This is a genomic window from Paenibacillus fonticola DSM 21315 (assembly GCF_000381905.1).
Taxonomy (GTDB): Bacteria; Bacillota; Bacilli; order Paenibacillales; family Paenibacillaceae; genus Fontibacillus; species Fontibacillus fonticola.
Map to the genome: position 1 here is coordinate 240,480 of NZ_KB907246.1, position 24,311 is coordinate 264,790.

Annotated in this window: 17 protein-coding genes; 15 read left to right on the forward strand and 2 right to left on the reverse strand. The window is 38.4% G+C overall.

What is annotated here, in order from left to right; translation table 11 throughout:
• Positions 1-49 precede the first annotated feature (49 nt).
• Positions 50-2,638 (forward strand): U32 family peptidase, encoded by a 2,589-nt coding sequence (locus tag G358_RS0102760; protein WP_026342021.1) that lies wholly within the window; start codon positions 50-52, stop codon positions 2,636-2,638.
• A gap of 171 nt (positions 2,639-2,809) precedes the next feature.
• On the opposite strand, the gene G358_RS0102765 is transcribed toward G358_RS0102760, so the two are convergent.
• Entirely contained in the window at positions 2,810-3,454 is a 645-nt protein-coding gene (locus G358_RS0102765; RefSeq protein ID WP_019635682.1) for a hypothetical protein, read from the reverse strand.
• A 456-nt stretch (positions 3,455-3,910) separates the two neighbouring features.
• Between G358_RS0102765 and G358_RS0102770 the strand changes: the two genes are divergently transcribed.
• Together G358_RS0102770 and galU are read left to right on the forward strand one after the other, a co-directional pair.
• Positions 3,911-4,105, forward strand: coding sequence for a hypothetical protein (locus G358_RS0102770; RefSeq protein ID WP_019635683.1), 195 nt, complete (start codon positions 3,911-3,913; stop codon positions 4,103-4,105).
• A 165-nt stretch (positions 4,106-4,270) separates the two neighbouring features.
• Positions 4,271-5,164 (forward strand): UTP--glucose-1-phosphate uridylyltransferase GalU, encoded by an 894-nt coding sequence (gene galU, locus G358_RS0102775; protein WP_019635684.1) that lies wholly within the window; start codon positions 4,271-4,273, stop codon positions 5,162-5,164.
• A gap of 22 nt (positions 5,165-5,186) precedes the next feature.
• Here galU and G358_RS0102780 read toward each other — a convergent pair whose 3' ends face one another.
• Positions 5,187-7,646: an O-antigen ligase family protein gene (locus G358_RS0102780; protein WP_019635685.1), complete on the reverse strand. Its 2,460-nt coding sequence runs from the start codon at positions 7,644-7,646 to the stop codon at positions 5,187-5,189.
• A gap of 96 nt (positions 7,647-7,742) precedes the next feature.
• On the opposite strand from G358_RS0102780, the gene G358_RS0102785 reads away from it, so the two are divergent.
• From G358_RS0102785 to G358_RS0102840, 12 genes are all read left to right on the forward strand, one after another.
• Positions 7,743-9,035, forward strand: a complete 1,293-nt coding sequence (locus tag G358_RS0102785; RefSeq protein WP_019635686.1) for a glycosyltransferase — start codon at positions 7,743-7,745, stop codon at positions 9,033-9,035.
• Position 9,036: 1 nt separating this feature from the next.
• Positions 9,037-10,113, forward strand: coding sequence for a mannose-1-phosphate guanylyltransferase (locus G358_RS0102790; protein ID WP_019635687.1), 1,077 nt, complete (start codon positions 9,037-9,039; stop codon positions 10,111-10,113).
• Positions 10,114-10,151: 38 nt separating this feature from the next.
• Positions 10,152-11,117: a GDP-mannose 4,6-dehydratase gene (gene gmd, locus G358_RS0102795; protein WP_019635688.1), complete on the forward strand. Its 966-nt coding sequence runs from the start codon at positions 10,152-10,154 to the stop codon at positions 11,115-11,117.
• Between the two features lie 13 nt (positions 11,118-11,130).
• Positions 11,131-12,078, forward strand: coding sequence for a GDP-mannose 4,6-dehydratase (locus G358_RS0102800; protein WP_019635689.1), 948 nt, complete (start codon positions 11,131-11,133; stop codon positions 12,076-12,078).
• Positions 12,079-12,119: 41 nt separating this feature from the next.
• Positions 12,120-12,854 (forward strand): ABC transporter permease, encoded by a 735-nt coding sequence (locus tag G358_RS34470; RefSeq protein WP_420836042.1) that lies wholly within the window; start codon positions 12,120-12,122, stop codon positions 12,852-12,854.
• Positions 12,855-12,872: 18 nt separating this feature from the next.
• A complete protein-coding gene (locus G358_RS0102810; protein WP_019635691.1) occupies positions 12,873-13,667 on the forward strand; it encodes a hypothetical protein in 795 nt (264 codons plus the stop codon).
• Positions 13,654-15,276 (forward strand): ABC transporter ATP-binding protein, encoded by a 1,623-nt coding sequence (locus tag G358_RS29375; protein WP_019635692.1) that lies wholly within the window; start codon positions 13,654-13,656, stop codon positions 15,274-15,276. Before G358_RS0102810 ends, G358_RS29375 begins: the two co-directional genes overlap by 14 nt.
• On the forward strand, positions 15,266-17,110 hold the full coding sequence (locus tag G358_RS0102820; RefSeq protein WP_019635693.1) for a glycosyltransferase: 1,845 nt from the start codon (positions 15,266-15,268) through the stop codon (positions 17,108-17,110). The genes G358_RS29375 and G358_RS0102820 overlap by 11 nt, the downstream gene beginning before the upstream one ends.
• Positions 17,107-18,150 (forward strand): glycosyltransferase family 4 protein, encoded by a 1,044-nt coding sequence (locus G358_RS0102825; RefSeq protein WP_019635694.1) that lies wholly within the window; start codon positions 17,107-17,109, stop codon positions 18,148-18,150. The genes G358_RS0102820 and G358_RS0102825 overlap by 4 nt, the downstream gene beginning before the upstream one ends.
• A 12-nt stretch (positions 18,151-18,162) precedes the next feature.
• Complete coding sequence (locus G358_RS0102830) at positions 18,163-19,515, forward strand: glycosyltransferase family 4 protein (RefSeq protein ID WP_019635695.1); 1,353 nt, start codon at positions 18,163-18,165, stop codon at positions 19,513-19,515.
• Positions 19,516-19,654: 139 nt separating this feature from the next.
• Positions 19,655-21,853 carry a DUF6311 domain-containing protein gene (locus tag G358_RS0102835; protein WP_019635696.1) on the forward strand — a complete coding sequence of 733 codons (2,199 nt, stop codon included), beginning with the start codon at positions 19,655-19,657 and terminating at the stop codon, positions 21,851-21,853.
• A 45-nt stretch (positions 21,854-21,898) separates the two neighbouring features.
• On the forward strand, positions 21,899-24,310 hold the full coding sequence (locus tag G358_RS0102840; protein ID WP_019635697.1) for a LamG-like jellyroll fold domain-containing protein: 2,412 nt from the start codon (positions 21,899-21,901) through the stop codon (positions 24,308-24,310).
• The last annotated feature ends 1 nt before the right edge of the window (position 24,311 follow it).

Sequence of the window (24,311 nt, forward strand, 5' to 3'; positions counted from 1 at the left end):
TTATGGAAATCATTTTACGAGGGGCAGTAGGCCGCTCGGGGAGGAATATATGAGCAGCACAACATTGACGCGGCAAGACGTGGAGCTCTTGGCGCCGGCGGGCGATTGGGATTGTATGCGAGCCGCGGTGGCGAATGGGGCGGATGCGGTTTTTTTTGGAGTCGAAAAATTCAATGCCAGAGCCCGGGCCAACAATTTTCGCATGGACGAGCTGCCGGAAATTATGGCTTTTTTGCACAGCTATGGGGTTAAGGGGTTTCTGACCTTCAATATTCTCGTGTTCGAGGATGAACTGCGGGATGCGGCGGAGCTGATCGAGGCCTGCATTGATGCGGGCGTGGATGCGGTGATCGTGCAGGATTTGGGACTAGTCAAAATGATTCGCGAAATGTCGCCGGACTTTCCAATTCACGGTTCGACCCAGATGACGATTACTTCGCCGGAGGCGGTCGAGTTCACAAAGCCATGGAACATGGAGCGTGTCGTACTGGGACGAGAGAACAATTTGAAGCAGATCCAGAAAATCGGGGAGCAGGCGAAGCTGCCGATGGAGGTTTTTGTGCACGGGGCGCTTTGCGTTTCGTATTCGGGTCAGTGCCTTACCTCGGAGATGTGGGGCGGACGCTCCGCAAACCGGGGGGAATGCGCCCAGGCCTGCCGTCTCCCGTATGACCTGATCGTGGACGGGGAGCAGAAGCCGATGGGGGATGTGGCGTACTTGCTGTCTCCGAAGGACCTGGCGGCGATTGATTTAATGCCGGAGCTGATCGAGGCGGGTGTGACGTCTTTTAAAATCGAAGGCCGCTTGAAAAGCCCGGAATATGTCGCTAACGTCGTGAGCAAATACCGCAAGGCGATTGACCGTTATTTTGACGGGGAAGATGCCCGGCCGTCGAGGGAAGAGGTCCGTGAACTGCAGCAGAGCTTCTCGCGCGGTTTTACGCACGGCTTCCTGGAAGGCACGAACAACAAGAAGCTCGTGGAAGGCACTTTTCCGAAGAGCCGGGGCGTGTATTTGGGCCGGGTGGAGCAGGTGCTGCGCGATGGCGTAGTCTGCCGCCTGGAGGCTCCTGTAAAGCGCGGAGACGGGATTGTCTTCGATGCCGGGGATCCGACGAGAAAAGAAGAAGGCGGCCGCGTCTACGATTTGCGCCGCAAAGGCGTGAAGCTGGAAGGCGAAGCGGACGAGAAGTGGATCGTCGATATCGTTCCGGGGCGCAGTGATGTCGATCTGCGGAAGGTTCACGTCGGCGACCGGATTTGGAAGACGAGCGATCCGGCACTGGATAAGAGACTGCGCCAGACGTTCGAGACGGACAAGCCGTACCGGGTGTTTCCGGTACATGTCCGCGTCACGGGGCAGGCAGGTGAGCCGCTCGTGACTTTCTGGACGGATGTACAGAAGGGAACGACGGTGCGCGTCGACTCCGAGCTGCTGCTCGAGACGGCGCAAAAGCGGCCGATGGACGACGCCCTGCTCGAAGAGCAGTTCGGCCGTCTCGGCGGCACGCTGTTTCAGCTCGAGCAGCTGGACGCATCGCTGGATGGCGATGTGATCCTGCCGATGCGAGAGCTGAACAGCATCCGCCGGCGCGCAGTGGAACTGCTAGCCGGCGAACGGCCCAAGCCGCCCGTTTATGTGAAACGGGCGGACGCCGCCACCGCCGCTGCAGCTGTGCTGGGCGCGGCGGGAGGCGCTGGTGCACCGCGCGCAGCGGGTGCGCCTGGAGGCGGCGGCGCGGGCTTGGCCGCGCGCCGCTCTGTGCGCGGTGAAGCGGAGCTCACCGCGCTGTGCCGCAGCCTGCCGCAGGTGCAGGCTGCGCTGGAGGCCGGCGTAGGCACGGTCTACGCCGATTTTGAATTCATCAAGCAGTTCCCGGCAGCGGTGGAAGCCGTTCGGGCCGCCGGCAAGCGCATCGCGCTGGCGACGCCGCGCATTCATATGCCGGGCGAGAACGGCTACCATAACAACATCCTGCGTCTGCAGCCGGACGCGGTGCTGGTGCGCAACACCGGGGCGCTGTACTATTACCTGCGCCATCGGCAGGAGAATCCAGACGCGAAGCATCCGCAGTTGATCGGCGATTTCTCGCTGAACATTGCGAACCACAAGACCGTGGAGCTGTTCTTGGAGGCTGGCTGCGATATCGTTACGCCGTCCTATGATCTCAACATTCAGCAGATGGTAGATTTGCTAGGCAACAGCCAGGGCATGGCGGCGGACATGGAAATTGTCATTCACCAGCACCTGCCAATGTTCCATACGGAGCACTGCGTCTACTGCACCTTCCTGAGCGAAGGTACGGACTATACGAACTGCGGCCGTCCGTGCGAAGAGCACAGAGCGTCGCTGCAGGATCGGATCGGTATGTCCCATCCGGTGCGCGTCGATGAAGGCTGCCGCAACACGGTATACAATGCGATTGAGCAGTCTGGAGCGGAATACTTGCGGAACTTCCTCGATCTCGGCGTGCGAAGCTACCGCGTCGAATTCCTGGAAGAAACGCCGGAGAAGGTCCAAGAGGTCATTCGCCTCTACACCCAAGCACTGCGCGGTGAAATTAGCGGCACGCAAGTCTGGAAGACGCTAAAAGCAACGAACCAGCTCGGCGTAACGCGCGGACAACTGGTGAAGTAATTTTACCCCCTCCGAACGTCATGATTGACGGAAGGAGGGGGTTCATTTTTTTTACAAAGGTATGTTGAGCTCGAAGGAGGTAAGTTTGATTACTTCTTAACCTTACGATCAGCTGATAGAAAATATAAATGCTAAGCAGAATAAAAGATAAAAATGTGATTACTGCTAAACTCAATCCACAAGCGAAGCGATTATTTTACCCGCAAATATTGTCGTCGTATAATCAGCAGGCGTGCCCGTATGCTCATAACCCGTCGGCCAGAATATCGTAGCTTCCGGCGGAGAAGAATTCGCCGCCGACAACATTACCCACGTGCCGCAGCTGTCTCGATAGCTAAAGCCATCGCATATGACGGTATTATGACGCGTCGTCCACTCGGGAAGAGGCTCGGGAATGGATTCGAATTTTTGATCGCAAGCCGCGACGACGAGCCGGGCGTTGCTTAGAGCTCCAAAAGGCTCGGTTTCAGCGAAGAAGGTTTTTACAACTTCCCCGGCCACCTTGTATTCGAGCTGGTGATCACCATTCAGAGATAGCTCAATTGGAACTGTAGCTCCGCCTTTTATCATCCAAGGTCCCCCGTCATTGGAGAATCCGGTATTCCAGAACCAATGCCAGTGATCGTTAGCTGCTTCAGCAGGCTTAGTGGATAGGCCACATTCATAATGAACATTCGCACCATATACTCCTAAATAAAAGTTAATGAACCCTACATTTTTCTCGAAGGTTGCGGCTTTGGGCAGCTGAATGGTTGTTTTTAGCCCATATACGGCCTTTTCCGTCGACCAACGCAGAACTTTTGCATACTCTTCCATCACGATTACCTCTTTTCGTTATGTTTTTAGGAATAAGAGAGGAGAATCCTTAGGCATAGCCACAATTTTCCCTCTCATAAGAGAAAGGTGTTTATAGAAGGCGTTTTACAACCTGATTATTAAAATACTTGAGTTTTTATATACTTTATGAGAGCTCAAAGAACTAATACTTCAACAGGTTGTTTTAATGTATCCTTTTGGAGCCTTAGTAATATAAAGGAAATCTAAGAGGTGTTTAAAATGAGGAGAACATTGTTCTTTTATTTAAAGTAGTAGACCATGAACAAAAGTATTTACCTGAACTAAACATGTAATCTTATACTGTTGAATACGGTCTCTGAAAAGCTAAGAAAAGTCAAAGTTTTGCCTCCTGAGGATAGTGCATTCATGTTATAATGTAAGCGTAACCAAATTCAACGTTCGTGTTGTTCATTCATTTGAAGGAGGATGAATTTCATGTTCGAAGGGCATTTGGAAATGCAAGCTGTGGTTACCCGTGTTCAGGAGAAGCTGGACATTAGCGGGGAACGGGCATATCGCAAGCTGGAATACGGTACGGAACGCTTGCTTCACACACCCGAGCCGGGCCGGCATCACCCCAGTCAGGAGCAGTCTAGCCGCTTCACGATTCGTAAATTGTGGAGTCAGTAAGACGAGGGGGAGTCATATTATTTTAGACAGGACGGTTTTCCCATTGGAGATGGGGGCCGTCTTTTTTTGAGCCTGTTGGGAAGGGGAATTACTTGATTGCCCATATTTTGTGTATAATAGGCATATATTTATTCCAGGTCTTTTATTCAGAAAGGGAAAAGAAATATGAAAATCCGTAAAGCAATTATCCCTGCGGCAGGACTCGGAACGCGCTTTTTACCGGCAACGAAGGCGATGCCTAAGGAAATGCTGCCAATTGTGGATAAACCGACAATCCAATATATTGTGGAGGAGGCAGTTGCTTCAGGAATTGAGGATATCATTATCGTTACGGGAAAAGGTAAACGGGCAATCGAAGATCATTTTGATAACTCTTTTGAACTCGAATATAACCTCAATGAAAAAGGCAAGTGGAAGCTGCTGGAGGAGGTTCGTAAGTCCTCGGAAATGGCGGACATCCACTATATCCGGCAGAAGGAGCCGAAAGGACTTGGGCACGCGATTTGGTGCGCGAGAAAGTTCATAGGGGACGAGCCCTTTGCCGTACTGCTAGGCGATGATATCGTAGAATCGGGCAAACCGTGCCTGCAGCAGATGATTGAGGTGTTCGATAAGCAGAAGTCCTCGATCGTCGGTGTGCAGCCTGTGCCATGGACTGAGGTTTCCCGGTATGGGATCGTTGATGGAACGGAAATTGGTGAACGTGTATACTTGGCTAATCAGCTGGTTGAGAAGCCAGGGGCGGACAAAGCTCCGTCAAATCTCGCTATTATGGGAAGATATATTTTAACGCCGGGTATTTTTAGTATTTTGGAAGAACAGCGGATCGGCGTAGGCGGGGAAATTCAGCTGACAGATGCCATTTCAAGGCTTAAGGAGTACGAGCAGATTATTGCTTATAACTTTGAAGGTACCCGGCATGATGTGGGCGAGAAGCTGGGCTTTATCCAAACAACGATCCACTATGCACTGCAGAGTGAGGAATTGAGGGCTCAACTGCTGGAGTATATGGCGGGAATTGTCGATAAAAAAGAACAAACAAAAACGGCTTCTCGATAAAGAGAGGCCGTTTTTGTTTGGATTAAAATTGCAGCTGAGCGATTTGATCAATAGCATCCTTTTCGGCAGGATCTATTTGCATGAGCTGATCGTATACTTCCTGATCGTTACCACCGCTGTGCTGAAGTGCTGCCAGATACCAACGAGCCATTTCCCGGATCGTCGGGTCATTCAGATCTTCAGTCAGGCCGTTTTTCAGAATGGCTGCGGCCTGATCCGGCTGATTCATCATGAACTGCATTTTTCCAGCGTTGAGGGACATTTGCGGTGTAATATAGAATTCTCCCCCCTGGAATTGTCCTGGCGGCAGCGTCTTTAAGTGCTCCACTCCGTCGGCAACGTGCTGGTAGGCCTGCAATCCCGTTTGGAAGTACGATTCTTTGTCGGCGTTATTTCCCTGGCCTAACGCCTGGTATCCGAGTTCAAAAGAATGAGCAATCAACTGGTCATACCAATTCATATCCCAGGTATATTTATCTGCATTGTCCCTGAGAATGGTGTATATTTGCTCGTTTTCCCCTTTTAATTCGTGGAGGACGATTAATTGGTTATAAATGCTTTTATTAAACGGCTCGCTCTTCAGAGCCTTCACCAGGACATTCATGCTTTGATCATAGTAAGATTGTTCCTGTGTCTGCTCATAAACGGCTTTAAGTAATACATGCAAATGTAACACGGCATCCGGCTGGTTTGCCCGCTTCTTCAGCGCCCGGTCCAGCGGAGCCTTGACTTCTTGAAAGTTGGTACTCTTAGAAAGCAGAGCAATTCCCTTATTGGCATCTTCAGTGGCTTGAATATAGCGAATTGAAGTAAAGATAAGGACGAGTGAACCAGCAACCGCAACGACACTGTATACTCCGCGTGCAATCGATGGCTTGATGGCCAGCCGTTTCACAGGCTTATTGTCCATAGCGACTGCCATTCCGGCTAACCCCATAAACATAATTATCCCGATGTACACATAGCTCATATTAAAGTCCATCAAACTGTGGACGAACAACGAGAAGACCAAAATAAAGGAAATAAAATACGCTTCACGCTCATCCTCTGAGGAGCGCACGTAACGACGAATGTATTTGTAAAAAATAAACAATATAAAGGACAGAAATATCACGAAACCTAGAATGCCAACTTCTACTAAATACTGCATGATGAAGCTGTGAGCTTGGCGGCTTAAATAAGGGTTATTCTGATACTTTTCATAGAGGGCAGCCCAGGCCCCTCCCCCTGCACCAATAACAGGATAATCCTTCATGACCTTCATTGAATCCTTATAGAAGGTTAAGCGCTCGAGCACACTGTGCTGCTGAAAGTTAATGTTCTCTAGGCGTTCTCCGATATTGCCAGGCAGCAAATGCTTGGCATTGGTGCCAAGAAAGACAGCCACTAGTATAGCAACAGCGACAACTGAGCCGATAGGCAGCCACAGGTTAGAAAGCTTCCGGTCAGACAAGCGGCCTAGCCCTTGCTCCAGTTTCGGTGCAAGGAAGCGCTGAATGGCCCAGGCCAAAGCCGCAACAAGCACGGATACAACTAGAATGTAGCCCCAGCCCTTCGCTGGGTCATTGATCGTCCCCAGATGGAACTGCTGGCCCAAATCCGTTACGGGCTTAGCGATCAGCAAGGTGCCGATCCCGGCAATGAGGCAGTATAGGATCCAGAGAATTTGCTTGGCCGGCTTCAGGAACAACAGCAGCACTATAAATACGACTGGCAAGAAGACCAGGCCGCCGCGAGACAGAGTGAGCAGGATGGACAGTGCCATCGGTACGAGCATGAAGGCATGAATTGCCTGTGCATACCATTTCCGGGAACGCGTAATGGCAAACACCGCGGCAAAGAAGAAAGCCATTAGAAATGCGGCGTATGTATTCGGATACTGGAACACCGAGGCCAGCCGCGGGCCGTTAGCGTCAATCCAAATGGCCTGATTGTATTGACCATCATCTAATACCGTTGCCGTGAACCATCCAACCAGAGCGGAAGCGGTTTTTCCCTGGCCCAACCAGTTCAACAGCCCAAATATCACGATAATATAAGCGGCCGTAATTGTCGTATTCTCAACAAATCGATTGGCCTGTTTATTTTGCAATAAGTATAGGCATATAATGAACATAATGGCGTAAAGGCATTGGATAAGCACCATATTCATTGCAAAATAATGCGATGCCGCAGATATAAGAGAGAGCAGGTACGTAAGCGGCAGCAGCACGACATAGGCGGCTGTCCAATCCCGCTGATCCTCGAGTTTGATATTTTTGTAGGAAGCGGCTAACCAGATCAGCAGCAGGAAGCTGCCGAGCATGACGGCCCAATAAATAGGCTTCTCAAAAACTAAGATTAGGCCATTGAACAAGCCTGCTTGGAACGGAGCCCATATCATCAAAATCACAATGCCAAACATTAACAGCCACTTTGTCGCAGATAATTTCTCGCCATTTCTCGACGCTACGGCTTTTTTCCCGTATACTTGATTCGACAAGGTTACAATCTCCTTTGCTTGTAGATACGTTAGTATTTTAGCATAATGGTAGAGTTGGAGCCAAATATACATTGATAGAGTTGATATACAAATTCGGTGGTGTTAACAATTAAAAATGTTCTGTATCGAATCGCTTATAAAATGGCAGTTGTTTTCAAACCTGTAATTCTGCCATTATTTCCTCAGAGAATAAGACAAAAAGCAAAAAAAATGCTTCTCAAAAAGGCATTTCCGATTGAGAAAAAGTCCGGGAATCAATCTTTAACTAACTTATCAAATGGTATTAATCTGATAGGTTATTCAAGAGCTGAGATGGGCATTGGAGAATCATGTAGGATTGCGGCAAGAAATTTAGATGCTGTAGAAATTCCGTTTGGAATTCTTAATTTTATTGGTACTAATAGTGCCAGAATGCAAGATTTTACTTGGAGCCATAGAGAAATGGAAGCCCCACTACATAGTGTAAATCTATTTCATATTAATGCTGAGCAGATGACGGAAGTCTATGCTCACTACGGTAATTCTCTGTTCCAAGGAAGGTATAACATAGGATATTGGCATTGGGAATTACTGGATTTCCCTGACGAGTGGATCGATAATTTTAATCTTGTGGATGAGGTATGGGTCCCCTCTACATTCGTAGCTGATTCAGTAGCCATGAAAAGTCCAGTGCCAGTAGTGAAGATCCCTCATTCGATTAAAGTGGATTTAGTGGAACCTAGAAATAGAGAGTACTATCACCTACCTAAAGATGCATTTTTGTTTCTATCTATGTATGATGTGAAAAGTTACCAAGAGCGAAAAAATCCGCGTGCATCCATAGAGGCATTTAAAGCTGCGTTTGCACCCGATGACTTGCATGTTGGTTTGGTTCTAAAAGTAAATTGCTATAAAAGTGGTCAAACTGACCTTGAATTGCTAGATTCCCTGATAGCAAATTATCAGAACATATATTTAATTAAGGAAACGCTCAATCGAAATGATGTTAATTCGTTATTATCCATAACCGATTGTTTTGTTTCGCTACATCGTAGTGAAGGGTTTGGACTTGGCTTGGCAGAGGCCATGTACTTAGGAAAACCTGTGATAGGTACAAATTGGTCATCTAATATAGATTTTATGAATGATAGCAATTCTTGTTTAGTAGACTATACGCTTATAGCATTAGGCGAGGATTACGGTCCTTATAAAGGATATCAGTACTGGGCTGACCCTAATATTCACCATGCGGCACAATTCATGAAGAGGCTGGTAGATGATGAAGATTATTATCGATCCATAGCTTTAGCAGGACAAAAATATATTCAGGAGCAATATTCACCAGAAGCTGTTGGGAGGTTGATCCAGAAACGTCTCGACTATATTTATTTATGGAAATTTGGAGGATAACATGACAATTACTTGCGTAATTATGGCTGGAGGAAAAGGAGAACGCTTTTGGCCTAAAAGCAGAACGAACTTGCCGAAGCAATTCCTTAATATTTCAGGGAATAAGTCAATGATTCAGCAGTCCATTGCCCGCCTTGAAAAGTTAATAGATATCAGTCAGATTTTTATTGTGACGAATGAACTTTATGCTGAGCTAATTAAAGCTCAAATACCACATTTACCTCATAATAATATTATCATTGAGCCTGTTGGGAGAAATACTGCTCCTTGCATTGGGCTAGCATCTATACTTATTGAGGAGAAATTTCCGGATAGTACAATGATTGTACTGCCATCTGACCATATTATTGAAAATGAAGATGGTTTTATAAAAATTTTGAAGACTGCAGTGGAAGTAGCACAGGATAATAAAAGTTTAGTGACCTTGGGAATCCAGCCTACTTATCCTGAAACTGGATATGGTTATATTGAAAGTACCGAACATAGGGATCTGGTAAACGAGCTTGAAGTATTCAAAGTAAGTAAGTTTGTTGAAAAGCCTGATTTTGTAACTGCCGAGTCCTACATGGAAGCAGGAAACTATTATTGGAATAGCGGAATTTTCATTTGGAGAAATGAAGTCATACGTCGATATATTAGGGAATTAATGCCAGAAATGCATGATATACTTGAGACGATCCGCGATGCTTTTGGTCAGACAAATCTCGAAGATATTATTCGGACAGAATTCATAAAGATGCCTGACCAATCAATTGATTACGGTATAATGGAAAAAGTGGAAGATATCTTTGTAATTCCGTGTATTTTCGGGTGGGATGACGTTGGTAGTTGGACAGCGTTGGAACGAATCAATGATTTAGATGAGAATGGTAATGTTATCAAAGGTAATATTTTAAATTTGGATACCAAAAGATGTATCATTGAAAGCAATGGGAAGCTTATAGCGACATTGGGAATTGAGGATTTAATTATTGTTGATACTGAGGATGTAACTCTAATCTGTAGTAAGGATAAGGCTCAGGAAGTCAAATTACTGCTTAAAGAATTAAGAATGCAGAAATTAGAACAATACTTATAACAATAGAACTAAATTAAGGATAAAGGGAGATTTATAACATGACTAAAAATGCATTGATAACAGGAATAACAGGTCAAGACGGTTCTTATTTGGCAGAGCTTCTCCTAGAGAAGGGTTACAAAGTATATGGTCTTCGCCGGAGAACAAGTACACCAATGATGGAGAATATTGAGCATATTAAAAATGAAATTGAATTTATTGAAGGGGACTTGTTGGATCAAGGTTCTCTAATAAGTGCTATTAAAAAATCTAATCCTGATGAAGTATATAATCTTGCCGCCCAATCTTTTGTGGCTACATCTTGGGAGCAGCCGGCATTGACGGGGCAAGCTACGGCTATTGGAGTAACAAATATGCTGGATGCTGTTCGCCTTACCAAGCCTGACGCTAGATTTTATCAGGCGTCGAGCAGTGAGATGTTTGGTAAGGTTGTAGAAACTCCTCAAAAAGAAACGACACCGTTTTATCCAAGAAGCCCTTATGGGGTAGCGAAAGTATATGGACATTGGATTACTGTTAATTATCGAGAAAGCTTTGATATGTTCGCATGTTCCGGTATTCTATTTAACCATGAATCACCACGCCGCGGAATAGAGTTTGTTACTCGTAAGGTTACCGATACAGTGGCACGAATTAAGTTGGGTCTACAAAATGAACTGCGAATGGGCAATTTAGATGCCAAACGGGATTGGGGTTTTGCGGGAGACTATGTTAAGGCAATGTGGTTGATGCTGCAACAAGATCAACCGGAAGATTTTGTTATTGCGACAGGTGAAACTCATACGGTTGAAGAGCTAGTAGAGGTTGCTTTTGGGCACGTTGGTTTGAATTGGAGAGATTATGTAGTTATCGATCCGAAGTTTGTTCGTCCAGCTGAGGTAGATTTGTTGTTAGGGGATAGCTCGAAAGCTCAGAAGAAGCTTGGTTGGAAGTTAGAAGTAGGATTTGAAGAGCTTGTGAAAATGATGGTTGATAGTGATTTGAAGAAACATTCTAAGCGGTGATAGGAGGCGTGTTATGAAAACTGCCTTAATTACTGGAGTAACAGGATTCGCTGGAAGTCATTTAGCTCGATTCTTAAAAGATCAAGAAATTAAGGTATACGGGACAACAAGATCCTCTAGTATTATTCCACCATCTAATTTAATTGATGAGTTAATTATTTCAGATTTAGACAGCAAAGAGAAATGTATTCAGATTATTGAAAAAGCGAAACCAGATGTAATTTTTCATATGGCTGCTCAAAGCAATGTAAAGTTAGCTTGGGAGCAGCCGAGCAACACTTTTTTAACGAATACTGTTACAACAATGTATTTGTTTGAAGCAGTACGAGAGGTGTCGTACGACATTCGTATTGTAAATATAGGTTCATCGGAAGAGTATGGATATTTTGATGGAGTGCAATTTCCCATTACGGAGAAGAGTCCTCTTAATCCTACTAATCCGTATGGGATATCAAAGATGAGTACTTCGTTGCTTGTTAAGCAATTTTTTGAAATATTTGATCTGGACATTGTTCATGTTAGACCGTTTAATCATATTGGTCCGGGTCAGAAAAGGGGATTTGTAGTTCCTGATTTTGCTTATCAGATAGTTAATATAGAAAGAGGTCTTCAGGATTCTATTATTCATGTAGGAAACCTTTCTTCTAAAAGAGATTTTACTGATGTTAGGGATATAGTAAGAGGATATGCAATGATTGCTGAAAAGGGGATGAAGGGACAAACATACAATCTATGTTCTGGCCAAGCAACATCTATTAAGACCATACTGCAAATGATGATTTCTTTATCCTCAAAGCAAATTTCAATAAAAATTGATCCAGACAAATTTAGGCCTGTCGACATTCCAGTTTATTATGGAAGTAATCATAAAGTTAAAAAACAAATCTCATGGGATAGAAATATTGATTTAACTCAGAGTTTGGTAGATGTACTAGAGGAAATAAGAAGAGAAGAGTGGTAGGATAACTTATGAAAAGTGGTACCCTTTATATGGTTTGGGATATGGTAAAAAGGGAATTTCGGAACAAATATGCAGGCTCTACACTTGGATTATTCTGGAGCCTTTTGTTGCCAATTGCCTATATAATTCTTTATACTACAGTTTTTTCGCAATTAATGGCCGCGAAGTTACCTGGGATGAATAGCAAATTTGATTATAGTGTTTATCTTAGTTCAGGAATTTTAGCCTGGACGGTTTTCAATACCACGATTACCAGATTCCAAAACGTTTTTATAGAAAATTCAAATATTGTAAAAAAGATATATTTCCCGAAATCAATTTTGATTTTTTCCTTGACCGTTTCATCTATTATCGAGTTAATCATAAATTACTCTTTATTATTTTTTGTGCTGTTAGGAATAGGTTATGGGTTGCATATAAATTATATAGCTGTACTTATTATCATAATCTTTCAGCAATTGTTTTGTACCGGCATTGGTTTAGTACTTTCTATACTCAATGTACATTTTCGTGACTTAAATCAAATTACATCGATTTTAATTCAAGTTTGGTTTTGGCTCACGCCAATCGTATATGTATTAGATATTCTACCGGATGGATTGAAGAAGATAATGTCATTCAATCCTCTTTATTATTTTATAGAATCGTATCAAAGTTTAATATTGCAAGGAGAACTTGTAAATATCATAAATCTGCTTCTAATTTCACTAGTTACCTTCCTATTGGGATGGATTATTTATAAAAAAATGATAGATGAAATATCCGATTTAATTTGATTAAAGAGGAGGTAAAAAATGGATAAATTAAATTTTGATGAGAAGATTCTAAAAAAACGTATTCAGGACAGAATATTGTTTAAATTGGAGAATCATTTTAATACATCTGATTTGACTAGTGAAAATCAGGAAGATATGATGCTGAAACCGTTAATAGAATCCCATAATATTTTAGATTTGGAGTTTTATTCACATCGAAAATTTTTCGGGAAATTTATTATTTTCACTAAGAAACTCTTCAGAAAAATATTACACCAAATTTTCATGAAACAAATTCACTTTAATCAGAAAATAATTGATCATTTTTTCATCATTGAACGAAAGTTAATAGATAAGGATTTAGCAAATAAAGAAATTTTTAAGTCCATATCTATGAGTATGGTAGATGATATAGTTGATGAGTGCAAGATTGCAATACAGGAAGTTGTTTGTTCTAACGTGGAGAGTATTCGTAATTATTATGAAAGTGAACTGCAAATTAGCATAAATGAACAGATACGAGAACAGGCTGGTTGGTTAAAAGAAGAAGCAAACCAGATACGTGAAGAAGCGAAGCAAATAAGTGAAGAAACAAGTAAACAGATCAGTCAGCAGATAAGTACAATTAAAAAGCAATTATATGGAGAAATTAAGAGTAGTCTTTTTAGAGACTTAGCTGTGTTTGAAAAGAATAGTAATATTGAAGAAAGTAAGTATCACTTACTACTAATGGCATTAAGAGAAAATCCAGAGAATCTAGATCTTGAGGATGAAGTAATAGCAGCATTTGAGAGTATGAATAAAAGTAGGTTGAATACTAATGACACCATATAGCGCAAAAATAGTTGCTTTCGATGAAGTGCAAGGCAGAATTACAGTCCCCGGAAAAATGAGTTCGATCTCACTTGTGCTTACTAATACAGGTAAAGAAGTATGGTACGCCTATAGCAAGGATTATCCTGTTTTGGTAGGTTACCATTATAAAAATGATAAAGGTAAGAGAGTTGAAGGGTTGCGTACAAAATTACCATATAATATTGCCCCTGGCGAAAGTGTATTGGTCAAATGTAATTATATTGTGTATACAAAATTTGATGAGATCGATATACAGTGGGATTTGGTTCGGGAAGGAGATTCTTGGTTCGAATCGTATGGATCAAGTCCTAAGATCATTCAGATTATATTAGAGAAAGAATCAACAAATACTAGTGAAACTCTAAATGATAATAAAGCTATAGTTTGTAAAGGATTGTCGAAAAAATTTAAATTGTACTCCAAAAATAGTTCAAAATTAATTGAATTTATTACAGGCGGGCTTATAAAAAAACATCAGGATTTTTGGGCATTGAAAAATCTTTCTTTTGAGGTAGCTAAAGGGGAGACTTATGGCATCATTGGATTTAATGGTTCCGGAAAAAGTACACTTCTCAGTATACTTGCGCAAACCAAACAACATTCCCAAGGGATTTTTCAAGTTAAAGGTAGGATTGCTGCACTCTTAGAATTGGGGGCTGGATTCCACCCTGAATTAACAGGAAGACAAAATGTAATTTATAACAGCTACTTATATAGCATTCCAAGCTATGAAATAGAGGGGAAGATGGATGCCATCAAAGAATTTGCTGATATTGGCGATTTTTTTGATAAACCTGTAAAAAGCTATTCAAGTGGTATGTATGTCAGACTAGCATTTTCTTTGGCTATTCATGTTGACCCGGATGTGCTTATTATTGATGAAGCGCTGGCAGTAGGAGACGAAGTATTTCAAAGAAAGTGTTACTCCAAGTTTGAAGAGTTTAAGGCATTAGGAAAAACTATAATATTGGTAACACATGATTTAAATGCTGTCAGGGCACTTTGTGATCGGGTGGGAATCATTTACGATGGCAGTTTGATCTTTGAAGGTAATTCTAATGAAGTAGTGAACTTCTATCAGAAGATGTCTTTAACGGCGAACCTCCAAGTTTCTAGTCAACTCGAGACTGACAAAGAGGAAATCAGGTACGGTAATGGTAAAGCTAAAATTAAAGAATATGAATTACGTGATCAAAATGGAAATAAAACCACAGTGTTTAAAAGTGGAGAAAGAATAATTATTTATCTTAAGACAGAGTTTTTTGAAGAGGTTTTCTTGCCTGTATTTGGAGTTATTATCAAAACAATTAATGGAATCGAAGTTTTTGGTACAAATACAAAAATTCTTGGTAGTCAAATAGATGTAGTCAGTAGTGGAACTATCCTAGAAACTGAAATAGAATTACCCATTTATTTAAATGAAGGAACATATTTCCTCACTTTTGGAATAACTGACCAATCTGGAAACGAAACAGTAACTATAGATCGCATGATAGATATTACTTTTATTAGAATACTAACTGATATTAAATCAATCGGATTAGTAAATATGAACATAAAGGCGGATGCTAAAATCAATGTTAAATAACAAAGTGATTTTAAACAACCCCAAAATTTACTTTTTCTGTTTTTCTTTTAAGAAGGATAAAGATATTGAAGCGATAAAAAAAGAAGTTAGAACTTATTATCAAGTATATAAACGAAATGAAAATTACTTTGATTTTAAGTTTATCTCGCTGGAAGAGGATATGGAAGATAATGTAGAGGAATATGATGAACAATATGATATTTATTACTGGGGAATGAATTTCGGGGAATTGCTCCAAAAGGAGAAGCCCAGCTTAATTCATATTTTTGCAGATAGTTTAGATGGATATTACCTATTTGAAAGAAGTTACTCTAATGTGTCATTTGTTACATTATATACGGTTACAGGGATGGTCGGGTTTCATAACTACGATAAAGGTTACCTTATACATTTGAGACACGCAATTGACATAGGAAATTTGTATTTGTTTGTTGAGTCAACATTTGTTAAAAATAAGTTTGAAAATATAGGTTTACAAACTCATCTTATGTTGCCTCGAATTAAAAGTTATTCAACTGAAAGAGATAAAAAGCGACTTAAAAATAAGCTTCATACAATTGGATTTGCATCCTCTCCGTTGTCTAAAGAAATGTGGGAGGATAGGGGGATTTATTTATTATTAACAGTAGCGAAGCAATTAGAGAATTATAAATTTAAAATTGCTTGGAGATATGATGGATATCAAGAACTATTAATGTTATGTAAAGAGAATGGAATTACTAATATTGAAGTTCATAATGGATATTTAGATATGAATGAGTTTTATAGTGATATTGATGTAATGTTAGCACCTTATACTACAACGGAAAATAATCACTCATGCCCACTTTCTATTGTTGAATCTATTCTTTTTGGAATTCCTGTTTTAGTAACAGAATACGTTGGTTTAAAAGATATAATAGTCGATTATCAATTTGGACTTGTTTCTAAAAATGATAGTACAGATTTGATAGAAAAACTAGAAAAATTAGAACAAAACTATGAGTTTTACCAAAAAAACACATCTGATAAAGGTGGAAAATTATTTGACATTCATAATACAGATGGTAATACCTATCTAAAAGTTTATTTTGAACTATTACATCAGATGCCTTCCCCAACATTAAGACAGTGGCAGAAAGAATTAGATGATAGTGGTAAGTTTTTGGTTATGGATCGTATCGGAATGAGAAGTTACTATAATGATTCTTTTATCGCCGAAAACTATGACGAATCAAGATTTGCAGACTTTCCGATGAGAACATACGATAAACTTGAGAGAAAAGCAATAGATATACTTATTAAAAAATTTTCACCAAAAGTTATGGGAGAAAATAATATATTAGATATTGCTTCTGGAGATGGGAGAATTCTCCGGGAACTAGTAGGGGCTGGGGATATTACTGCCGTTGAAAACTCTTCGTTTATGATTGCTACTTCAGTAAATAAGTTATCTAGTAATGCCTGTTATGTTAAAGAAGATTTTTTTGACTATATGACAGACAAAAAGTTCGATATAATTACGGTTTTTAGATTTATAAGACACTTCAACATTATTGATAGAGGAGTTTTGTATAAGAAAATTTATGGAATGTTAAATAATGACGGAATAGTTATTGCTGATTATCCTAATACACAAGCGGAAACTCAGTTGCGATCCTCTCTTGGGTGGTCCTCATTTAATGTTTATGATGTATTTTGGCATAAGTTTGAGGTGTTTAGTGAGCTTAATAACTTTGGTTTCGAGGTTTTAGATTTAATCCCTGTTGGCGAATATTTAAATAATGGAAGGGTATCTGATGAACTTCCACTCTCAAGAATAGTTTGTTTTAGAAAAAGACGGGTGATAGCATGAAAAAAAAAGTAGTGGTTTGTCATTCTCAGGTCCCATTTGTCCACGGTGGAGCCGAGCTACTTGTTAGTTCATTAATTACAGAATTGAAAAAAAGGGATTACAACACAGAAATTGTTGCACTTCCTTTTAAATGGTATCCAAACGATCAGCTTATTCAAAGTGCGATGAATTGGAAATTTATAGATTTATCAGAGAGTAACGGAGAGAAAATTGATCTCGTTATCGGTACTAAATTTCCCTCCTATGGTATAAATCACAACAATAAAGTCACCTGGTTAGTACACCAATTTAGGCAGGTTTACGACTTGTTTGGGACTCAGTATAGTCAATATGATTACTCTCCAGAGAGTTTATCAATTAAAGAGCTGATATACCGATATGATACCAATAGTCTTTCTGAGTCGAAAAAAATTTTTACTATAGCCCAGAATACAACTGATCGATTGAAAAAGTACAATAGTATTGATTCTGAGGTGTTATATCATCCTCCCAAGCATGTTGGTTTCTACTATTGTAATAACTTTGATAATTATATACTGTCCGTAGGAAGATTGGATAAATTAAAAAGAGTGGATCTTTTAATAGAATCGTTACAGTATACGAATTCAAACATTAAATGTTTAATAGCTGGCGAAGGACCTGAAAGGGAAACGTTGGAACGTCTAACATCAAAATTAGGGTTAACTGATAGGGTAACATTTCTTGGTTTTGTAGAAGATAAACAATTACTTGAGTTGTACGCTAACTGTTTAGCTGTTTACTTTGCACCTTATGATGAAGACTATGGATATGTTACACTAGAGGCTTTTTTATCTTCAAAACCAGTTATTACACTTGTTGATGCTGGAGGAGTGTTAGAATTTGTGAAAGAAGGTGTCAATGGTTTTGTATTAACAAATTCTGATGAGATTTCTGTAAAAATCAATTATATGTATCAAAATAAACATGTTGCCAAAGAGTTTGGAAATGTAGGATATGACATGGTAAAACATATATCTTGGGAAAATGTTATTGACCGATTGACAGAGACAATAAGGTAGGGGTTATAAAAATTGAAAAAGATTGCGTACTTTTCACCATTAAATCCAATTAGATCAGGAATTTCTGATTATAGTGAAGATTTATTGCCGGAGCTAGCTAAAACTTATGAGATAGAGGTGTACGTTGAAAATGGATTTCAACCTCAAAATACTCAACTAAGTGAAAAATGTGTAATTAGAAATTATGCTGAGTTTTCAAGAAGATTTGCAGAGAAACAATATAGTGCAATACTCTACCATATGGGAAATAACTATTCAGCTCATCAGAAGATCTATGAATTTATCTTAAAATACCCGGGAATAGTTGTGTTGCATGATTATTCCCTCCATCATTTTTTTGCTGCCAAAACATTGGAAAAGGGAGACTTGCAGGCTTACCGTGACGAAATGTTATATTGTCATGGACAAGAAGCGCTTAATGAAGTGAATCGGTTCCTAAGCGGCGAGATACCTCCTATATGGGAGGGGGATTCTATAAGTTTTCCTCTTAATTTAAGAATATTGGATCATTCGACTGGAATAATCGTACACTCAAACTTTGCTAAGAATCTGCTTCAAAAGCAGGCAAGTTATGTGCCAATAAATGTTGTCCCAATTCCAGCCCCTTATATTAGTAAGTTTGAAGATTTAGAAATTGAAAAAGAAAATGCTAGAGTCGAGCTTGGAATAGATCAAAATGATTTTGTAATTAGTGCCTTAGGATACGCTAATCCTACTAAAAGAATAGATAAAATTATTGAGGCAGTTGCATTAATTAAAGCGAAAAGGTCTATTAGTAATTTAAAATTTTATATTGTAGGAGAGATATCTCCTAATTACCCAATTAAGGAACTTATTAAGAAATATAAAGTAACTGATGAAGTAGTTTGTACTGGTTATGTAGATTTAAAAGTATTTGATAAATATATTGCTGCCTCAGATATTTGTATAAATTTAAGATACCCTACTCAGGGGGAAAATTCCGCCAGTTTGCTAAAAATTATGGGGCATGGAAAACCAGTAATAACAACTAATATAGGATCATTTAAAGAGTTTCCAGATAATTTAGTATTTAAGGTTGGATTTGGTGCTTCGGAAGTAAATGAAATTATCGAAGCTATCTTGAAAATAATTGGAATGGATAGGAAGGGACTGTCCTCAGAGATTTTAGATTTTGTTATGCAATTTAACAGTATGAATGTTTGTGCTGAAAAATATATTTCTACATTAAATCTACTAACCTTACAACAATGCAATATAATGTTAGGCTTAAACTCATATTTAAGTAAATTTATAACTGAAGTCAGTCAAAAAGAATACTATATGGTTTCAGAGATGCTAATTGAGAAAACGATAGGCACGGTGAGTCGTGTTTTTAGGAAATAACCCATATTGGAAAATAACGAATTAATGCATTTTTCAGTACCTTCTATTTGAGTGTTTTGTTCAAAAATACGCAAAATATGGTTCGGGCTAATAAGATCTAGTAACCGAAAGTCTTAATAATATATGGGAGGATTCTTTTGTGAAGCATTTGTTTTGCTACTTAGTAAAAAAAGAAAAATTTAAAGATATCCTTGTTTATCTTGCAGCTCTGGTTATTCCCTATCTCTTGCTTTATTGGTTGTTAGATTTACAAAGTGCTGATTTATTTATACCTTTCTCATATGGGGGGGATGCCCTCTTAACATCAACTCTTATTAAAGGAATGTTAGATAACGGGTGGTATTTAGTTAACCCTTTTTTAGGGACTCCCTTTAATCTTGAGATGTTTGATTTTCCAATGGCGGATAGCCTACATTTTTCTATCATGAAGTTGATCTCTTTTGTTAATTCAGATCCTTTTTTAGTTTTTAATATTTATTTTTTAATAGGCTTTAGTTTAACAACTGTTACTTCAATATTTTCTTTACGAAAAATAGGGTTTTCAAGAATTACTGCTCTGGTTTGTGGATTGTTGTTTTCATTTATGCCTTATCACTTTTTAAGAGGGGAACCTCATTTATTTTTATCTTCTTATTATATAATCCCACTGTTTTTTTTAATTTTAGTATGGATATTTAATGATTCTTTAATAGAAAAAGAAATAACACATGACAATAGGATTAAGCGAATAATAAAAAGTAAAATGTTTTTTAGTATTATTGTGTGTTTGTTGATTTCTTCATCTGGTGTTTATTATGCTTTTTTCTCGTGTTTTTTTATTCTTATAGCTAGTATTGTTTTATTAATAAAACACAAGAGGTTATCCAGTATAGTTGCTCCATCATTATTGGTAATAACTATAATTTTTGGATTGCTATTAAATTTATCGCCGAGTTTGATTAATACTCTAAAGAATGGCTCAAACCTAGAAAGTGCACATAGAAGTGTTGGGGAATCAGAAATATATGGTTTGAAAATTAGCCAACTTCTTTTACCTGTTGACAATCATCGTATCCCCTTATTATCTAAGGGGAAACAACTATACATTTCCCAAACCCCACATAATAATGAGAATAATATATCCACCTTAGGTATTATTGGTAGTATAGGGTTGGTTACTTCTATATTTTATCTGTTATTTAGAACGAATAAAAACACGAAAAATAGTATTCTTTATAGTTTGGGCTTATTAAATTTATTAGCTATTATTCTTGCAACTATGGGCGGTTTAGGATCTTTGATTGCATTAGTTATTTCACCGCAGATTAGAGCCTATAATAGAATAAGTATATTTATTGCATTTTTTTCTATAGTTTTTTTATTCTATTTTTTTGAACAGTTCAAGGCAAATTCCACAAATAAAAATAAAAAAATGATTTTTACAGCTCTTGCTGTTTTTCTTTTATTGATTGGTATCATGGATCAAACCAATAAATCCTTTCGTCCTCCATATGAGTTGACTAAAGCAGAGTTTACAAGTGATAGGGAATTTATAAAGAAAATAGAGAAAGCATTGCCAGCCGGTTCAATGATCTTTCAACTTCCATATGTCCCCTTCCCGGAAAATCCACCGGTTCAAGCAATGGGTGACTATGAGCATTTCAAGGCATATTCACATTCATCGAATTTAAAGTGGAGTTATGGGGCTATGAAGGGTAGAAAAGGTGACATATGGTTACGGAGCCTTCAGAATGATAGTTTAGAAGAGGTAGTGAAAAAAATAACAGTGGCTGATTTTTCAGGTATTTATATTGATCGTAATGGCTACAAGGATAATGGAGTAGAACTCGAAACGGAATTAAAGAAAATCTTAGGTACAGAACCCATCGAAAGTAATAATCAAAGATTAGCATTTTATAATATAACCGAGTATAGAGAGAGTATAAAAAAAGAGTATTCTGAGGCAGAGTTGAATACATTGAAGGAAAATGTTATAAATCCAGTATTTATTGAATGGAATGGAGTTTATGAGAAGGAAGGGGATGAATTACTTAATTGGAGATGGGCCAACAGTAAAGGTAATATAGCAATTCATAATCTATCTGATGAGGAAAGAATTGTTACGCTAAAAATGACTTTATCAACCATAACTCCTGAGATATCTGAATTGAATATTTATAGTGAACTATATTCCAAGCTATTAGAGATTAATAACGAAGCCAAAGAACATATTATTGAATTAAATGTACCTAGCGGTGTTCATAAATTAAATTTTGATAGTTATGCGCCAAGAGTTGAGGCTCCAAGCGACCCTAGAGAAATGTATTTTAAGATAGATAATTTTGTATTAGAGTATTAGTATAAAAAATGTATTTTGTAGAATAGAAGACATGAGGTACTTAATATGGTAGGAACTGAAGAATATAGAAAGACAGGCAGCAGTGTAGCGATTTTGATTATCCTTTTGAATTGTCTCGTATTATTTCCATTATTATTAAGTGGATATATTAGTGATGATGCTATTAATTCATATTCTTATGGAATAGCAAAAGAACGGAACTTGAACATTTATGAATTTGCAAAATCAATTAATGCAATATGGATTAATGAGGGAAGGTTTTTTCCACTAGCCTTTTATATGTATTTTTTGTTTTCCATTATCAGAAGTTTAATATTCTATAAAATAACCATTTTAATATTGGTTTTATTTAATATTATACTATTTGGTTATTTTGTTAAATTGCTAACAAAGTCCAATTTTTTAGCTGTGCTATCTACTATATTGCCGTCTTATTTATTTCAGTTTAGATTACCACATGATCCAATTTTGGGTTTTCATTGGCTACTGGAATTAGTACTTTTATTGACAATATCATCTTTAATATTTTTATACTATTCTTTGAATGCTTCTAAATTCAAATATTTGTTTTTATCGCTAAGTTTATTTACTTTTTTAATAAGTACACTAATGTATGAAATAACATACACATTTATCTTATTGCATATGATAATTATTGTTTATTATTCACCAAAGTGGAGGAGCGGAGTTAAGCAGTATATTAAAAAAATAATACCTTTTGTAGTTGTAATACTTATAGTGGGGGGGATTTCCTTTGCTTTAAGGTTAAATAAAAACAGTGGACTAGTTAATGGTACTTATGATGTTAATTTCTCAGTTGGGAAATATTTTTATACATTAATTAAACAAACTTATGCTGCTTTTCCTCTAAGTCATCTTACATTTAATTCTTCAATGTTATCGAATTTAAAGGATGTTGATTTAAAGCTTCTGATTATACCAATTCTATTTATTATATGTATAAATGTGATTTTATTTAGTATTTTTTTAAAAAATCATAGCTTGAAATCTGTACTTGATCAAAAAAGTAAACATTTATTATTAATAGGGGTGGCATTTTTAATTTTGCCCTCTCTCCTTATTTCCTTATCACCAAAGTATCAGAATGAAATAGTATGGGGCTATGGTTACTTACCTGTCTATATTTCTTATTTTGGTTTAATAATACTGTTACTATACTTGATATCTATGATCTTTATAAGAACAACAGCCAATAATAGGGGAGTTATGGTTAGTGTTTTCTTTATTTTAAGTGCTGGATTAGGTATACTAAATTTTATCAATAATATGGCTGTTGCTACTGAGGCCAATCGCAGTTACCTATATCCGAGGGAAGTTATCCAAAATGCTCTCCAGTCGGGCCTTTTGGATTCTCCAACAAATGATTCAATATTACTTGTTGGCAATTCTTATCTATGGGATGTGTCAGCGTTTTACAATATATATTCTTCAGCACATGTTAGTAAAGTTAAGGTAATATCAAAATATGATGATGTTGATGTTTCAGATGCTGATTCAAAATTTTATTTAGACTATAAGGCTACCCGTAAACAAGGTTATGCAATTATTAGTAATGTAAAAGAGATTTACAATATAAATGGAACTGTTAAGGGGATAACTGGAAATGGGTTCAGGTTGTTTATACCTAATAAAAACCTTCGTGATGACGTAAATATTAATGGTTATTGGGCAGAGAAGGAAAATCCAGATAAATATGAGTCTTTTAGATTGACTATAAAAGACTTTATAGTAAAAGAATATACAGAAGAGGGAGTGATTTATTCCTATTTCAATGATAATAAAATTATGGATGTTAAGTCCTTGGATGTTAATGGATTTGGAAACCTAGGACGTTCTCTCCTGGTTAAAGAAAATGCCAAGGGGTTTTTACTAAAAAATGACCATGAGGATGTAGTTTTACACACTGGATTTGAAAATAAGCTATTTAATCAAGGGATTGTTTTAGAACCAGTAAAATTAACTCAATCCTTTAGTATAGAAATGGTAGTTACTCCAGGAAAAAAACAAGTGTCTTACGCCCATATTTTTGGTAATCACCCAGGATTCAACAATTTCGAAGGATTTGTGTTGCAACAGAATAACAATAATAACAATGAATTTATGTTAAGCTATGGAGATGGTAATGGTTTTAATGACTTACTTTCATTGAGTTTGTCACCTGAAAAAAATCATTACTTAGTATATTCATTTAATAAAAGAAACGTATCAATCTATTTAAATGGATTGTTAGCTAGCACAGTTATAATGCCAAGTGATTTTGTAAACAGTGATATGCCTTTTTATATAGGTAATTGGATAAACGGGGACAGACCTTTTGATGGGGCTCTACGTGATTTAAGAATCACTAACAAAAATATGGAACAAGAAGAGATTACTCAAAATTGGCTCTATATTCATGGAATGTTAAATGAAATACAGCAAATAAAAGGACATTAGG

Coding starts and splice junctions, on each gene's coding strand:
- G358_RS0102800 (WP_019635689.1), top strand. CDS start 11,131: ATGAAAACTGCCTTAATTACTGGAGTAACAGGATTCGCTGGAAGTCAT.
- gmd (WP_019635688.1), top strand. CDS start 10,152: ATGACTAAAAATGCATTGATAACAGGAATAACAGGTCAAGACGGTTCT.
- G358_RS0102760 (WP_026342021.1), top strand. CDS start 50: ATGAGCAGCACAACATTGACGCGGCAAGACGTGGAGCTCTTGGCGCCG.
- G358_RS0102840 (WP_019635697.1), top strand. CDS start 21,899: ATGGTAGGAACTGAAGAATATAGAAAGACAGGCAGCAGTGTAGCGATT.
- G358_RS34470 (WP_420836042.1), top strand. CDS start 12,120: ATGGTAAAAAGGGAATTTCGGAACAAATATGCAGGCTCTACACTTGGA.
- G358_RS0102770 (WP_019635683.1), top strand. CDS start 3,911: ATGTTCGAAGGGCATTTGGAAATGCAAGCTGTGGTTACCCGTGTTCAG.
- G358_RS29375 (WP_019635692.1), top strand. CDS start 13,654: ATGACACCATATAGCGCAAAAATAGTTGCTTTCGATGAAGTGCAAGGC.
- G358_RS0102820 (WP_019635693.1), top strand. CDS start 15,266: ATGTTAAATAACAAAGTGATTTTAAACAACCCCAAAATTTACTTTTTC.
- G358_RS0102825 (WP_019635694.1), top strand. CDS start 17,107: ATGAAAAAAAAAGTAGTGGTTTGTCATTCTCAGGTCCCATTTGTCCAC.
- G358_RS0102810 (WP_019635691.1), top strand. CDS start 12,873: ATGGATAAATTAAATTTTGATGAGAAGATTCTAAAAAAACGTATTCAG.
- G358_RS0102765 (WP_019635682.1), bottom strand. CDS start 3,454: ATGGAAGAGTATGCAAAAGTTCTGCGTTGGTCGACGGAAAAGGCCGTA.
- galU (WP_019635684.1), top strand. CDS start 4,271: ATGAAAATCCGTAAAGCAATTATCCCTGCGGCAGGACTCGGAACGCGC.
- G358_RS0102790 (WP_019635687.1), top strand. CDS start 9,037: ATGACAATTACTTGCGTAATTATGGCTGGAGGAAAAGGAGAACGCTTT.